Origin of the sequence: Arcicella lustrica (genome assembly GCF_034930985.1) — a bacterium.
GTDB lineage: Bacteria > Bacteroidota > Bacteroidia > Cytophagales > Spirosomataceae > Arcicella > Arcicella lustrica.
This window is the reverse complement of sequence record NZ_JAYGIM010000003.1, coordinates 258,846-273,688: the sequence shown is the minus strand read 5'-3', so window position 1 is coordinate 273,688 and position 14,843 is coordinate 258,846. Positions and strand designations below refer to the sequence as shown.

Sequence of the window (14,843 nt, the reverse complement as noted above, 5' to 3'; positions counted from 1 at the left end):
CTTTTTCTGCGTGATGCATTTTATGGAAACAACCGTTGAATATCCTTTACAGGAAAAAATAGAAAAAGCCTTAGATAAAATTCGTCCTTACTTAGTAGCCGACGGAGGAAATGTAAGAGTACTTGAGATTGTAGATGGTAACATCCTTCGCCTCGAATTGGTTGGTGCTTGTAGTGCATGTTCGATGTCTGCAATGACTTTCCGTGGAGGTATTGAAGAAACCATTCTTCGTGAAGTACCAGAAATTATTAAAGTAGAAGCAGTAAATATGTAATTCTGTATGAATTAGTCATAAATCAAAAACCCTTGTAGCACAATTCTACAAGGGTTTTTTCTTAACTTTGCTAGTGGGAGAGGCTTTCGGAATTCGGTCGTCGGCTTTCGGCTTACAGTCTTTTTAATAGAGACATTTTTATTTATTATAAATGACTGATAATTAGGATTCTGTACTAATCACTATTTGCCAATTACGCTTAACAAACTGTTACCCATTTTTCTTTCATCCATTCAACATCGAAAAATCAATTCCTTTTATGAAAATAGGCATCTTCTTTGGCGGGCCTGCTCGTGAGCGTGAAATCAGTTTTGCTGGAGGTAAAACCGCAATGGAAAATATTGATAAAACTCTTTTTGAACCAATTCCTGTTTTTGTGGATGGTCTTGGGAATTTTATTGTTTTAAAACCTGAATTAGTATATTCTGCTTCGATTCGTGATTTTTATCCTCCGAAATCTTATCAAGGTGATTACAGTATTTATGTTGAATCTTTAGGGGAATTGTCTGAAGAGGAATTAAATAAAATTATTGCAGAAGTTGGCGAACACATTTCTCCAGAGCAATTTTCAAAGAAATTTGATTTTGTATTTATCGCCATGCACGGCCCAGCTTGTGAAGACGGAAGTATTCAAGGTTTGTTAGAATGGTATGGAGTACCATATTCTGGACCAAGCTTAATGGGTTCATCTATCGGAATTGATAAAATTGCTCAAAATGATTTAATACGTTTGGCTGTTGGTTTGGATAAAAAAACAACCAGTATTAGCCGTGAATATTTTGAAAGTAAAGATGCTACCGAACTTTTTGAAGAAATAAAAGTCCAAGTAGGTTTGCCTTTCGTGGTAAAAGCTCCGCATCAAGGTTCATCAATTGGCGTGGCTTTTGTGAAAAAAGATGAGGTCGAAGATTTCGTGAAAGCAGTAAAACAATGTTTGTTTATCAGAGAAGTATCTTTAGAAGAATGGAATAGCGTTGAGCATCAGGAATTTGTACAAAGAATGGCAAATTTGGATGAAGGAATTGGTTTGCCAGTTTCGATGAATGGTGAAGTAGTGTATCATCCTGCTGAATTGTTAACAAAAATTTCAACTCATTTCGAGCAATCTCAAGAAAACGTAGCCTTGATTTCAATGAATTCGGAAGATACTGTTTTGATTGAAGGTTTTGTAAAAGGACAAGAATTTAGTTGCGGTGTGATTCAAAATCCAGATTGCGAATCTGTGGCTTTGCCTCCGACCGAAATCGTGGCAAATGTTGAAGTATTTGATTTTAAAGCAAAATATCAATCGTCGGCTACTCGTAAGAAAATCCCGATTACTACCTCTTTAGAAAACAATCAACAAGTACAAGCGGATGTGAAAAAAGCTTTCGATTCCTTGAAATTTGGCGTTTGTACTCGTATCGACGGTTTTGTTACGCCAGAAGGTAAAGTACTTTTGCACGACCCAAACACCATTCCGGGAATGTCGCCAACTTCTATCATTTTTAAACAAATGGCAGAAATTGGTTTGAATGTGACGGATTCTATAACGTACTTTATTCGTCAGTCGATTCGTGAAAGAATGCGTACTGGCAAAAGTACTTTCAAGTTTCAGCAATTATTAACGAAACTTGATGGGGCAATTGCCAAAAGAATTGAAGACATTGATGATAGACAAAAAGTAGCAATTATTTTCGGAGGATTTTCACCAGAAGCCCAAGAAGAAAGTTTTGTAAAAGCTAGAAAAGTATATTCAACGTTAGCGGCTTCTACAGAATTTTATCCAGTTCCAGTTTTTGTAACAGGTGAAAGTCATTTGAATGAAGAATTGTACTTATTGCCAACCAATTTGATGTTCAAGGAATTTGCCGAAGATATTGCTAAAGTATTGGATGGTTCAATTCATCCTTTAATTGCAGAAACCAGAATTAAAGCCGAAAAAATCACTTTACATTATACTGGTAAAAAAGTAGGAGTAGTAGAACAAATTTCTCGTGAAAAATTGACTGAAATCGTAGATTTAACGTCAATTTGTACGATTGATTTCAGCATTGATTTGCCTGTATATCTATAAAAAATAGTTTTATTGATTACTTCAAAAGCCAGTGAAAATGATTTTCACTGGCTTTTGTGCTTTTTGAAAGAAATTAATCTAAAAATAATCACTGTATTCGGATAATTTTCGTTGAAAATACTATGAAAAATACAAAATCTATTAATTTTGCATCTTCGTTTGAACAATCTTTGAGTTATAGGTAAATTACTTGTTGCTCAGAATCCCAAAATCATGTCTTCCAAAAAAATACAATCAGCTCTTATTTCGGTTTATTACAAAGACGGACTTGCTCCGATTGTCGAATTACTTCATCAAAATGGAGTAAAATTATACTCGACGGGTGGTACGCAAACTTTTATTGAAGAATTAGGTATTCCTGTTACGGCAGTTGAAGACCTAACAAGTTATCCTTCTATTTTCGGAGGAAGAGTAAAAACACTTCATCCAAAAGTTTTCGGTGGTATTCTTTATCGTCGTGATCATGAAGGCGATGTAGCTACGGCTGCTCAATATGAAATTCCTTCAATTGATTTAGTGATTGTTGATTTATATCCTTTCGAGGAAACTGTTGCGAGTGGAGCATCTGAAGATGATATTATTGAGAAAATTGACATCGGTGGTATTTCTTTAATTCGTGGTGCAGCGAAAAACTTCAACGACGTATTGATAGTTTCGTCACGTACACAATATGCTGAAGTACTTTCTATTTTACAAGCTAAAAACTGCGGAACTGATTTATCAGACCGTAAGCGTTTTGCGATGTTGGCTTTTGGTACTTCTTCTCATTACGATACTGCTATTCATGCATATTTTAATGGCAATAAAACTGATATTTACGATTTTAAATCGTTGCCACAAAGTACCCTTCGTTATGGCGAAAACCCACATCAATCTGCTACTTTTTACGGTGATTTAGCGGCTTTGTTTGATAAATTGCACGGAAAAGAGTTGTCGTACAACAACCTTGTGGACGTTGATGCTTGTATTACTTTGTTGGATGAATTCAAAGAAACTTCTTTTGTTATCATTAAACATACGAATGCTTGCGGTGTAGCTTCTGCTGAAACTGTTCACCAAGCGTATTTGAATGCTTTTGCTTGTGATACTATTTCTGCTTTTGGTGGCGTTTTAGCAACTAATGGGACAGTTGATAAAGCTGCGGCAGAAGAAATGAATACTTTATTCTTCGAAATTTTAATTGCTCCAGATTTTACTGAAGAAGCTTTAGAAGTATTAAAATCGAAGAAAAACCGTATTTTATTGAAACGTAAACCTGTGCAAAATTCAAAAATGATGTTCAAAACATTGTTGAATGGTGTATTGGAACAAGATAAAGATTTAGCTACTGAAACTGTTGCTGATTTCAAAACTGTAACGACAAAAGCACCCACTGATTCAGAATTACGTGCTTTAGAATTTGCGTTGAAAATCTGTAAACATACAAAATCAAATACTATCATTTTAGCAAAAGAAGGTCAACTTTTAGCTTCTGGTGTTGGTCAAACTTCAAGAGTAGATGCTTTGAAACAAGCGATTGACAAAGCAGCTGAATTTGGTTTTGATTTACAAGGTTCAGTAATGGCTTCTGATGCTTTCTTCCCATTCCCTGACTGTGTTGAGATTGCACACAAAGCTGGAATTACTGCGGTAGTTCAGCCAGGAGGTTCAATTAAAGACAAAGATTCTGTAGCTTATTGCGATGCTAATGATTTAGCAATGGTAATGACTGGTGTAAGACACTTTAAGCACTAAAAATCAGGAATTTAAAATGATTTTTATAGAACCTCGCTCATGATTTGAGCGAGGTTTTTTGCCTTATTTTAACGAGTAAAATGCAAGCTAAATTTTCATTTCATCAATTCTAGAAAAAAGCCCCATTTTTAGCCCGAATTCTACGCAAAAAACCACAAACGTTAGATGATTTGATAGGTTTTTTGTATTTTTACTTTTTAATTGGAAATAAAGCAAATTGCGTAATTAAAAGACCACGTTACAAAAATCTTCAAAAAATATAAATGAAAATGGAAGAGGTGATTTTGTCGTTTATATAGAAAATATGAACGACCTCTAAGGTCAACCTTCCAAAATCAAATAAAATATGTCAGAATTTCAAGAACCAGAAGAAAACAGTAGAGCAAATTATGATGCCGATAACATACAGGTCCTTGAGGGCCTAGAGGCAGTAAGAAAACGTCCATCCATGTATATTGGTGATACGGGCTTTAAAGGGCTTCATCACTTAATTTGGGAAGTTGTTGATAACTCAATTGATGAGGCGCTTGCGGGTCATTGTGATACGATTAAAGTAACCATCAATACCAATAATTCAATTACTGTTGAAGATAACGGTCGTGGTATTCCAACGGGAATGCACACAAAAGAGAAAAAATCGGCTTTAGAAGTTGTAATGACTGTACTACACGCTGGTGGTAAATTCGATAAAGACACTTATAAAGTATCTGGTGGTTTGCACGGTGTGGGGGTTTCTTGTGTGAATGCGCTTTCTACAGATTTGAAAGTTACTGTTTACCGTGAAGGAAAAGTATTTGAACAAGAATATAAAATAGGTATTCCACAATATGCTGTAAGAGAAATTGGAACAACTGAAAATCACGGAACAACCGTTACTTTCAAGCCGGATGAAACAATTTTTACAGTAACAGAATATAAGTACGAAACCGTTGCAGGTCGTTTACGTGAACTTTCATTCTTGAATGCTGGTATCAAAATTAGTTTGACCGACCTTCGTGATTTAGATGAAAATGGCGAACCTAAAACTGATTTATTCTACTCAGAAGGTGGTTTAAGTGAATTTGTATTGTATTTGGATGCTAGTCGTGATAAAATCATTGAAGCACCAATCTACATGGAAGGTGATAAAAACGGTGTTCCAGTACAAGTAGCGATGATGTACAATACTTCATACACAGAAAATGTAGTGTCGTATGTAAACAACATCAATACTATTGAAGGCGGTACACACGTAGCAGGTTTCCGTGGTGCTTTGACTCGTACTTTGAAAAACTATGCGGATAAATCAGGTGCTTTAGATAAATTAAAAATTGATATTGTTGGAGATGACTTCCGTGAAGGTTTAACGGCGGTAATCTCTGTAAAAGTAGCAGAACCACAATTTGAAGGACAAACCAAAACTAAATTAGGTAACGGTGAAGTTTCAGGTGCGGTTTCTGCAGCGATGTCTGATATGCTAGAATCTTGGTTGGAAGAACATCCAAAAGAAGCTCGTCAGATTGTTGCGAAAGTTGTATTGGCGGCTCAGGCTCGTCATGCTGCTCGTAAAGCTCGAGAAATGGTTCAGCGTAAAACCGTTTTAGGTGGAAACTCTTTACCGGGAAAACTAGCTGACTGTTCTGATAATGATCCACACGTTTGCGAATTGTACTTAGTAGAAGGGGACTCGGCAGGTGGAACAGCCAAACAAGGTCGTAACCGTGCATTCCAAGCAATTTTGCCATTAAGAGGTAAAATCTTGAACGTTGAAAAAGCGCAAGAATATAAGATTTACGAAAGTGAAGAAATCAAGAATATGATTACTGCTTTAGGAGTAAGTTTTGGTAGAGATGGCGATGAAAGAGCCTTGAATACTGAAAAACTACGCTACCATAAAGTAATCATCATGACGGATGCCGATGTCGATGGTTCTCACATTAGAACGTTGATTTTGACTTTCTTCTTCCGTTATATGAAAGATTTATTGGATAAAGGATATATCTACATTGCTCAACCGCCATTGTACCAAGTGAAAAAAGGACAACAAATGGAATATTGTTGGACTGAAACCCAACGTGAGCAAGCTATCAAACGTATTGCTGGTAATGGTAAAGAGGACTCTGTTGGCGTACAACGTTACAAAGGTCTTGGAGAGATGAACGCTGAACAATTGTGGGAAACTACGATGAATCCAGAGACTCGTACTTTGAAACAAGTAACCATTGAATCTGCTGTTGAAGCTGACCATTTGTTCTCAATGTTGATGGGTGATGAAGTACCACCACGTAGAGAATTTATTGAGAAAAATGCCAAATATGCTAAAATTGATGTGTAGTTAATATTAGTCATGATAAAATATTAAACCCACAAGGATTCAAGTTCTTGTGGGTTTTTTGTTGGAATATCTATCAAAACTTTACTTTCCTAAATCTCTAAAATACCTCAACATTTGCCCGTAATCCATACCCATTGCTAGGCTTTGGACAGTCATAGCGATGCGTTTGGTTTTAGTTTCAATAGTTTTTGCTGATTCAATCCATTTACTGTAATAAAATTGGTGACTTTTGGGCATTGCATGAAAAGCTTTTGAGGCAACGACATCATCTTCTAGGCATATTAATAGTTCAGGAGAAATGGTTAACTCACTTTTATCTTCTTCCAAACTTACTTGTACGCTTGCACCTTCAGTTTTTCGAATCCCTTTCCTTATTTGTGCATTAATGGGCAAAATAAAATCGCCCTCACCCATTGGAATAAGAGCGACTAATTTTATCGAAAATTCATCTATTTGACCTTTTACTCTAAAACTTACACGAGTATCCGCTTTGATTTGCTGTGCAATATCCGCTGGTACTTCAAAATAAGTCCAACCAGTTTTTTCTCCTTTCTTATCAAACTTTTGAAGTATCGCTGTGAAAGTAACCATTTTACTTAGTGATTTTTTTAGTTCTTAGTGATTAGAATTGTCTTTAAATTATATGCAATGCTTCCTGAAAATTTTAATCACCAACCACTTAAACTAAACTGTATCTTTTTTAGCAGGTTTTCCAAATTTATTGAAAAGTCCATTGATAACGCTTTTCTTCTGACTTTCTAATAGTTTTTTTGCTTTGTCTGCCGCTGCTTTCTTGATACTATCCGCTGTAGCTTTTGCCTTTGCTTCCATTGCATCTTTGTCTAAAATTTGCGCAGGCAAGGCATCTTTTTTGATATTAAGTTGGTCTAATACTTTGTTTTTGCCTTCATCAATTTGTGCTTGCAAAGTAGCTTTGGCAACATCTTTTAAAGAATTGGCAGTACTACTTCCTTTAAAACCAAAAGCTGGGTTTTTGAGTGTTCCACCTAACTGTAAATCAAATTTTACTCTATCTGTTCCTTGAAGATTTTTACCTGTCCATTTTTGAAATACATTGCCAAAAGCTTCGCCAATTTTGCCAGAAGGTACATCTAAAAGTAAATTATAATCCATTGAACCCGTTAAACCATGGCGACCGCTGGCGGTGATTTTATAATCTTCAAATTTAATATCAAATGGTTTTACGCCAAATGTTCCATCTTTTATTTCAAATTGCATTAATAAATTACTCAATTTGGTATCTTTTAATTTAGCAATTTTCGTAGTTTCTACCAATTTCTGAACCAAAGGATTACTTTCTGAAATAGTAGCTTGTAAAATTTTCATCAAGCCATCGCCAGTCAAAGAATTGATTTTTGGCATCATATCTTGTCCTAATTCTCCACCGATTTGTAATTTAGAAGTTACATTGCCAATTAAATATTGCGCTACTGGCATCAAGGATTTTACGATATTTAGATGTTGATAAGCCTGAGCAATTTCAATGTTTTCAAGATTCAAGGCGAAGTCAAATAAAGGATGTGCTAAATTGGAAGTATTGTAAGTTCCGCTCGTCGTGAATTTCCCTCCCAAAGATTGAAAAGCCACGTTTTGCATTTTTACTGCGCCATTTCCTACGACTAAAGCACCTTTGATATTTTGCATTTTCATCTGACTATACAGTGCTTCTCCAATATCCGAATCCATCACCAACTCAATATTTTTAGGAATTTCAACTACTTGTAACGGCTGTGTAGTTCCTCCAGCAGTAGTAGTTTTTGGACTATCCGTCATCCATTCATTCACATTGAATTTATTCGATTTTACGTTCATTTTACCTTTTACAGTTCCGTTGTTCAAGGCATAATCCATGTAATTGGTAAATGTTCCATCTGCCACAAAATCACTTGTTCCTAAGAAACCCTTTGCATTTGTTACTTTGATGGCTGTTGGTGTGAAAGTCATGTCCGCAGAAGTAACTTTTACTCCTTGTGGGTATTCCTTTGATACAAATTCAAAATTTTGCATGGTTGCTTTTCCAGAAGTAGGCAAACTAGCATAACGTTTTGCTTTCACGTCCGACATTTTTCCTTTGGTTTCTATATCTGCATCAATTTTTCCTTTCAAAGTCATGTCAGTCAAAGGATAGATTTTGGTCATTTTGGTTAAATCTATTTTTCCCTTTGCTTTAATATCCCAATTGTAATTTTCAAAGTTTTCAATTACTCCATTAGCCGTAAAAGGTTCGCCATCTAAAACCATTCTCATCTCCGTAATGGCCAAACGAGTAGAAGCTAAAGCAGCGTTGGTATTCACTAAATTGGCTTTAACATTAAGGTCTTGAATGGGTTGTGGAAATTGGTCCGACTTAATGTATCCGTTCGCTAAACTCATTACTGCATTTACTTGTGGAAATGCTTTTGTCAGTGAATCATAAGTACCTTTTGCTTTTAAATCCATGCTGTAAAGTCCACGCATTTCTAAGCCTTTCATCGGGAAAATTTGCCCAATTTGTTGTAAATCAATTTTCGCAACCACATCCGCATCTACTTTTGATTTTCCCAAACCTTCTATCAAAGCACGTGCATTGATAGGGTTTTTGCCCAAATTCATATTGAATTTCTTGATGTTCAATACCGAATTATTCAGGTCGTTTGTGCTATTACTTGCTTTAAAATCAAGGTTAATTCCAGTAACTGCCGTTGGTAAATTGGGATATTGGAACATGGCATTTTCTACCAATAAATTGAAGGCATAAGTAGGAAATGAAGTAGGATTCATCGTTCCTTTTACAAAACCATTAAATTGTACATTTCCATCAGCATCAACATCTTTGAATTTATCTGTGTAGATATTTGGGACTAATGAAAGTAAGTTTTTGAAAGTGTTTTCTGGCGAAGAATAGGTAATGTCTAAAACAATATTTGAAGTATCGGGCATGGCTACTGAGCCATCAAAATTCAAGGTGAAATCATTGATTTTCCATGAATTTTTAGTAAAAGAATACTTGCTTTTTGCTTGGTCAATATTGATTTTCATATCAGCCGACAATGTTTTGTCGTGCAAATATTCTGTTCCTCCGTAACTGATAGATGCTTTTTCAACCTGAGTATTGGTCGTCAAATCATAGATTTCAGCACCAATATTTCCAGAACCTTCATGTGTAATGTTTTGAAGTAATACAAAAGTGTTCTTCAGTCTATCATCATAAGTAATTTGTCCGTTGGTCAACTTCCATGATTCAATTCCGACATTAAAATTACTTTTGGTTTTTGTCTCTTCTTGCTGAACTTGTAGCGAATCTGTTCTATAAATATCATAATTGGCAGAGCCATCAGGCAATACTTTAACCAAGATTTTAGGGCTGTCAATTGCGATTGAGTTAATGGCAACTTTATCGCCAGAAATAATTGATTTTAAATCGGCTGCTAAAGAAAATTCCTTCGCTTGTATCAACGTATCACTTGCAAATGGGGAATATCCAACCACACCAAAGTCTGTTAAAGAAATGGTTAATGAAGGAAAATGCTTGAAAAAAGATAAATCAAAATCATTATAATAAACTTTTGCCTTTACTTTTTTCTGAATTTCTTCGTTGACTTTTGCTTGAATTGTATCCTTAAAAAAGAAAGGCACTGCAAAAAGCACGACAGCAAATAAAGTAATAATCGAAACTAGAATGATTAAGGCTTTTTTCATGGTTTGGGGAGACTTTAGGATTTTAAGACTAAAAGACTTTAGGAATGACTTGAAGACTTAAAGACTAGAGGACTTAGGGACTAGAAACATTAGATTATAGATTTGAAGACTTTAATATTAAGTTTCCAAATCCACAGACAAATCCTTAGTCCTTTTAATCATTTGTCCTTAGGTTTAGTCCTTAAATCTTAAAGTCTTACAGTCCTCAAGTCTTATCATTAAATCACCAACTTTTCAATCAATAAAATCAAAATATGAATTACTTTAATATGTACTTCTTGAATACGGTCGGCATAGCCGAAATGTGGAACTCTGATTTCTACATCAGCTTGTCCATCTAATTTCCCACCGTCTTTCCCAGTAAGTAATACAATTTTCATGCCTTTGACTTTAGCCGCTTCAACCGCCTTGATAATATTGGCAGAATTCCCACTTGTAGAAATACCCAACAAAACATCCCCTTTATTTCCTAAACCTTCTACAAAACGAGAAAAAATATGGTCAAAACCATAATCGTTACTTACACAAGAAATATGAGAAACATCTGAAATCGCAATAGCAGCTAAAGAATGACGGTCGTCACGATAGCGACCAGATAACTCTTCTGCAAAGTGCATGGCATCACAATGTGAGCCACCATTTCCGCAAGAAATTATTTTGTTTCCAGAACGAATGGCATCCGCCATTATTTGGGCAGCAGCTTGAATATCAGCAAGATTTTTTGGATTAGCAATAAAGTTTTGAAGTACTAATTGTGCTTCGTTGAGTTCTTGTGCAATAATATCAATCACGAATTTTTCTATGTTTATTTTAATATCAATCAAAATTACGAAACATTATTATAAATCTTGTAGCAAGGGCTGAAATAGAAAAGGCTTCGCCGAAACGAAGCCTTATTATATTGTTTATTATGCTTAGTAATCTCCGCCAGCTCCACCGCCGCCGAAGTCACCACCACCAAAACCGCCGAAGTCGAAACCTCCACCACCACTACTTTCTCCGCCAGAGTGTCCACCACCAAAACCTCCACCAGTGAAAATGATTGGTCCGCCCCAACCGCCACTGTTAAAACCGCCGCCACCGCCACCACGTCTGTTGCGTGAAGCAATGATTAAAACGATAATTACGATGATAAATACAATGAACAAGAAACCAAAACCTCCACCATCATCTTTCTCATCTGCTTTAAATTCACCAGAAGCTCTTCTCATCATTTCTGTTGTGGCTTCATCCAAACCTTGGTACCATAAACCTGCTTTGAAATTGGGTGAAAGTGTTCGATTGATGATTCTTTTAGCAATGGCATCCGTAATGGTTGCTTCCATGCCACGCCCTGTTACGATTCTGATTTTACGAGTTTCTGTTGCCCATAGAAGTACCAAACCATTGTTTTTGTCTTTCTGACCAACGCCCCAATCTTTCGCAATTTTCATGGCAAAATCATAAGGGTCAGATTCTCCTGTGTTTTTTACAATTACAATGGTTAATTGTGTTGAGGTCGAATCGGCATAACCTCTGAGTTTTTGTTCTAATGATTCTCGTTCTGGACTGGTCAAAATATTCACGTAATCGTTCACTAATCTTTGTGGACTAGGTTTGGCTGGAATATTTTGTGCAATTACAAGCGAATGAACCGACAATAGTGAAAAACTAAAGAGCGTCCAAAGTATATAAATTGAAAATTTCTTAAACATCTTCATAAAGAAATCCCTTCCTTCACAGAAAAGGTTTGGGCTTATTTAGCCAAACGAAATTTCGTCTGGCAATTCGTTTGTATCGTCTTTTTGATAAGGGAAGTAATGTTTTAGCTGTTCGCCAGCTAAATGAATTGCTTTGATGAATCCCTCGGTAAAAAGTCCTTGAGAAAAATGACTTTTCAATAATTCTTTGGTCGATTCCCAGAAGTCATCAGGCACTACTTTGTCAATTCCTTTATCGCCAATTACTGCAAATTTTCGGTCTTCAACTGCCAAGTAAAAAAGTACACCATTTTGTTGTGCAGTGTTGGTCATTCCAATTTCTTTAAATACTTCTTTGGCTCTATCTAACACGTTTGGCTTGGGACAATTCTTCTCGATATGCAATCGGATTTCTCCAGAACTATTCAATTCTGCTGCCTGAATTGCCTTGACAATCTGTGCTTTCTGTACTTCATTAAAAAAGTTCTGAGGCATGTCTATTTAGTGAATTAGTGAGTTGTGAATTAGTGATTTTTTTATTGAGTGATTGAGTGAATTGTGAGTTAGTGATTTTTTTAATGAGTGATTGAGTGGGTCACTGAATTAGTGATTATTATAAAACATATTTTCACTAATTCACAATTCACTAATTGATAACTCACAACTCAAAAAAATCACTAACTCACTCAATCACTAATTCACTCAATAAAAAAGGCGAAAAGCGAAAATTTATCTTGTTTTCTGCTTTTCGCCTTGTGCTATTTCATCGAAAAACTATTTTCCAAAATCAACAGTTGGAGCTTTTGATGCACCAGCGTCAGCTTCAAAATAGCCTTTGGTTGTGAATCCTGAAAAACTTGCAATTAAGCTGTTCGGGAAAGTAACAATTTTGTTGTTATAACCTTTTACAGTATCATTGAAACGGTCACGTTCTTCTTTGATACGATTCTCTGTACCTTCTAATTGTGACTGTAGTTCAGAGAAATTTTCAGTGGCTTTCAATTCAGGATATTTCTCTGCTACGACCATTAAACGAGATAACGAACCTGACAATTGGCTTTGAGCCTCTTGATATTTCTTCATATTTTCAGGGGTTAAATCCTTTGCGTCTAATTTAATTTGTGTAGCACCTGAACGAGCGTTGATAACATCGGTAAGTGTTTGTTTTTCAAAGTTTGCTACTCCTTTTACTGTATTTACCAAAGTTGGAATCAAATCTGCACGACGTTGATAAGCAGTTTGTACTTTCGCCCAAGATGCTTCAACCTCCTGATTTTCTGTCGCCATGCCGTTTCTGACACCAATACCCCAGAATAACAATAATGCGGCAACACCTAATCCAATAAGAAGTCCTTTTGACATAGTTTTAATTATTTAATGTGAATATGTGATGTATTACAAAGGTAAAATAATTATACCACTCTGTAAAACTGTTTCAAATGTAGATATTTTTTCAGCGCCTGCATTACTTCTATGCTGAATATTTGTTTTTTGATTTTGAACGGTCAAAAACCCTTTTCATTTATTTTTTGATATTCCATTTCCTTACATCAACTATCGCTTTTGGGTAATCTACTCCAATCGTTACTTGGTATTTCCTTTGTTCTTCGGCGGTCAATAATGCCACTGCATGTACTTTTTCGGCAGGAACATCGGCTAAGACTGGCAACCAAAATTTTACATACTCGCCTTTGGGGTCGTAGTTATGGGCTTGTTTCAGAATATTAAAATAACGGTTTTCACGTGGGTCATTGCCAATGCCAGCCACGTAAAGCCAATTTCCCCAGTTAGAGCAAACGTCGTAATCTATCAGTTGGCTTTCAAACCAAGCCGCTCCCCAACGCCAATCTATTTGTAAATCTTTTACCAAAAAACTCGCTACATTTTGTCGTCCACGGTTCGACATAAAACCCGTTGCCAACAATTCTTTCATATTGGCATCAATCAAAGGAACGCCCGTTTCGCCCAATCGCCATTTTTCAAAAATACTTGTATGCTGTTTCCAAACAACCTCTTTGCCTTGAATACCCTTTTCAAAAAAGATTTTGTTGCCATACTTCAAAGCCACAAAACGGAAATAATCTCGCCAAAGTAATTCAAAAATCAACCAATAAGTAGAATCATTTTGTGTGCGTTCGGCTTCATATTTTTTTACTTGTTCGTAAATATATTTTGGCGAAATACAGCCATTTGCCAGCCAAAGCGAGAATTTAGAAGAGTAATCCAAACCCAACATTCCATTGCGAGTTTCTTTATATACTTTTAGCAAGTCTTTTTGCCAAAAATATTCCTCCAATCTTTTTAGGGCTTCGTCTTCGCCACCTTTGTACAATTGTTGATTTGTTTTGAGAAAATCAAGCTTTGGTAATTCACCAATGTTAATCGTGTTAGAGAAATTAAGATTTTTAGGAATCGGGAAAGTACTTCTTACTTTGGTCGCTTTTTCTACTTGGTTTCTAAACTGGGTGAAAATATTAGGCAAATTTTCAATCTCCATGGGCAAAACATCCAAATGATAGAGCGTAGCTTGCCAGAAAAACTTCATTTTGATGCCTTCTTTTTTCAAAGTAACTTCTACCGAAGTATCTGTATCCGTTTCTTCTGAAGTTACTTCTTCCGAAACAAATACTTCATCAATCAACAACTCTTTCGCTAATTGTGGAATGATTTCTTCGGGATGCCCAATCCTGATAATTAAGTTTGAGCCAATACTTTGGAGGTTTTTACGAAGATTTTCAAGTGATTCAACAAGGAATTGAGTACGCAAATTGCCAGTTTTTGGAAAGCCCATTGGCATTTCTTGGAACATTCTTGGGTCAAGAACATAAAGCGGAAATACTTGAGCCGTTTTTTGTGATGCCTTGAACAAAGCTTCATGGTCGTGAACACGTAAATCGTTGCGAAACCAAAGGAGTATTTTCATGAAATTTAAAATTGCGAAAATCGGCAATAGTTTTGAGAATGATTGAGCAAAACTCGAAAACAGTATCAGGGAATTGTATATTAATAGCTAAATTGTATCAACTAATAATTGGGCTGAAAGTTTTTGAAGAGGGGGGAAAGAGAAAGGTTTTAGTAAGTAGAGAA

At 35.9% G+C, this 14,843-nt stretch carries 11 protein-coding genes; 4 read left to right on the top strand and 7 right to left on the bottom strand.

The genetic code is table 11. From position 1 onward, the window contains the following. The first annotated feature begins 22 nt into the window (after positions 1–22). The 4 genes from VB798_RS04515 (at position 23) to gyrB (ending at position 6,378) form a co-directional block, all read left to right on the top strand. Positions 23–274: a NifU family protein gene (locus tag VB798_RS04515; RefSeq protein ID WP_184129078.1), complete on the top strand. Its 252-nt coding sequence runs from the start codon at positions 23–25 to the stop codon at positions 272–274. A gap of 259 nt (positions 275–533) precedes the next feature. After that, positions 534–2,330, top strand: coding sequence for a D-alanine--D-alanine ligase family protein (locus VB798_RS04510; RefSeq protein ID WP_323256411.1), 1,797 nt, complete (start codon positions 534–536; stop codon positions 2,328–2,330). A 213-nt stretch (positions 2,331–2,543) separates the two neighbouring features. After that, the gene (gene purH / locus VB798_RS04505) at positions 2,544–4,064 is read left to right on the top strand and encodes a bifunctional phosphoribosylaminoimidazolecarboxamide formyltransferase/IMP cyclohydrolase (protein ID WP_323256409.1); all 1,521 of its coding nucleotides are present in this window, start codon (positions 2,544–2,546) and stop codon (positions 4,062–4,064) included. Between the two features lie 346 nt (positions 4,065–4,410). Then, on the top strand, positions 4,411–6,378 hold the full coding sequence (gene gyrB / locus VB798_RS04500) for a DNA topoisomerase (ATP-hydrolyzing) subunit B (RefSeq protein WP_323256407.1): 1,968 nt from the start codon (positions 4,411–4,413) through the stop codon (positions 6,376–6,378). A gap of 81 nt (positions 6,379–6,459) precedes the next feature. On the opposite strand, the gene VB798_RS04495 is transcribed toward gyrB, so the two are convergent. From VB798_RS04495 to VB798_RS04465, 7 genes are all read right to left on the bottom strand, one after another. Continuing rightward, the gene (locus VB798_RS04495) at positions 6,460–6,969 is read right to left on the bottom strand and encodes a YdeI/OmpD-associated family protein (RefSeq protein WP_323256406.1); all 510 of its coding nucleotides are present in this window, start codon (positions 6,967–6,969) and stop codon (positions 6,460–6,462) included. 93 nt (positions 6,970–7,062) lie between these two features. Continuing rightward, positions 7,063–10,077: an AsmA-like C-terminal region-containing protein gene (locus tag VB798_RS04490; protein WP_323256404.1), complete on the bottom strand. Its 3,015-nt coding sequence runs from the start codon at positions 10,075–10,077 to the stop codon at positions 7,063–7,065. A 218-nt stretch (positions 10,078–10,295) separates the two neighbouring features. Further along, entirely contained in the window at positions 10,296–10,868 is a 573-nt protein-coding gene (lpcA, locus tag VB798_RS04485; protein ID WP_323256402.1) for a D-sedoheptulose 7-phosphate isomerase, read from the bottom strand. A 123-nt stretch (positions 10,869–10,991) separates the two neighbouring features. Next, positions 10,992–11,771, bottom strand: a complete 780-nt coding sequence (locus tag VB798_RS04480; RefSeq protein WP_323256400.1) for a TPM domain-containing protein — start codon at positions 11,769–11,771, stop codon at positions 10,992–10,994. A gap of 45 nt (positions 11,772–11,816) precedes the next feature. Then, positions 11,817–12,251 (bottom strand): TPM domain-containing protein, encoded by a 435-nt coding sequence (locus tag VB798_RS04475; protein WP_323256398.1) that lies wholly within the window; start codon positions 12,249–12,251, stop codon positions 11,817–11,819. 279 nt (positions 12,252–12,530) lie between these two features. Then, positions 12,531–13,118, bottom strand: coding sequence for a LemA family protein (locus tag VB798_RS04470; protein WP_323256396.1), 588 nt, complete (start codon positions 13,116–13,118; stop codon positions 12,531–12,533). Positions 13,119–13,278: 160 nt separating this feature from the next. Continuing rightward, a complete protein-coding gene (locus tag VB798_RS04465) occupies positions 13,279–14,679 on the bottom strand; it encodes a DASH family cryptochrome (RefSeq protein ID WP_323256394.1) in 1,401 nt (466 codons plus the stop codon). Positions 14,680–14,843: the final 164 nt, after the last annotated feature.

Excerpts from the sequence above, each read along its gene's own strand:
- VB798_RS04515 (WP_184129078.1), top strand. The coding sequence starts at position 23 with ATGGAAACAACCGTTGAATATCCTTTACAGGAAAAAATAGAAAAAGCC.
- VB798_RS04510 (WP_323256411.1), top strand. The coding sequence starts at position 534 with ATGAAAATAGGCATCTTCTTTGGCGGGCCTGCTCGTGAGCGTGAAATC.
- purH (WP_323256409.1), top strand. The coding sequence starts at position 2,544 with ATGTCTTCCAAAAAAATACAATCAGCTCTTATTTCGGTTTATTACAAA.
- gyrB (WP_323256407.1), top strand. The coding sequence starts at position 4,411 with ATGTCAGAATTTCAAGAACCAGAAGAAAACAGTAGAGCAAATTATGAT.
- VB798_RS04495 (WP_323256406.1), bottom strand. The coding sequence starts at position 6,969 with ATGGTTACTTTCACAGCGATACTTCAAAAGTTTGATAAGAAAGGAGAA.
- VB798_RS04490 (WP_323256404.1), bottom strand. The coding sequence starts at position 10,077 with ATGAAAAAAGCCTTAATCATTCTAGTTTCGATTATTACTTTATTTGCT.
- VB798_RS04480 (WP_323256400.1), bottom strand. The coding sequence starts at position 11,771 with ATGTTTAAGAAATTTTCAATTTATATACTTTGGACGCTCTTTAGTTTT.
- VB798_RS04475 (WP_323256398.1), bottom strand. The coding sequence starts at position 12,251 with ATGCCTCAGAACTTTTTTAATGAAGTACAGAAAGCACAGATTGTCAAG.
- VB798_RS04470 (WP_323256396.1), bottom strand. The coding sequence starts at position 13,118 with ATGTCAAAAGGACTTCTTATTGGATTAGGTGTTGCCGCATTATTGTTA.
- VB798_RS04465 (WP_323256394.1), bottom strand. The coding sequence starts at position 14,679 with ATGAAAATACTCCTTTGGTTTCGCAACGATTTACGTGTTCACGACCAT.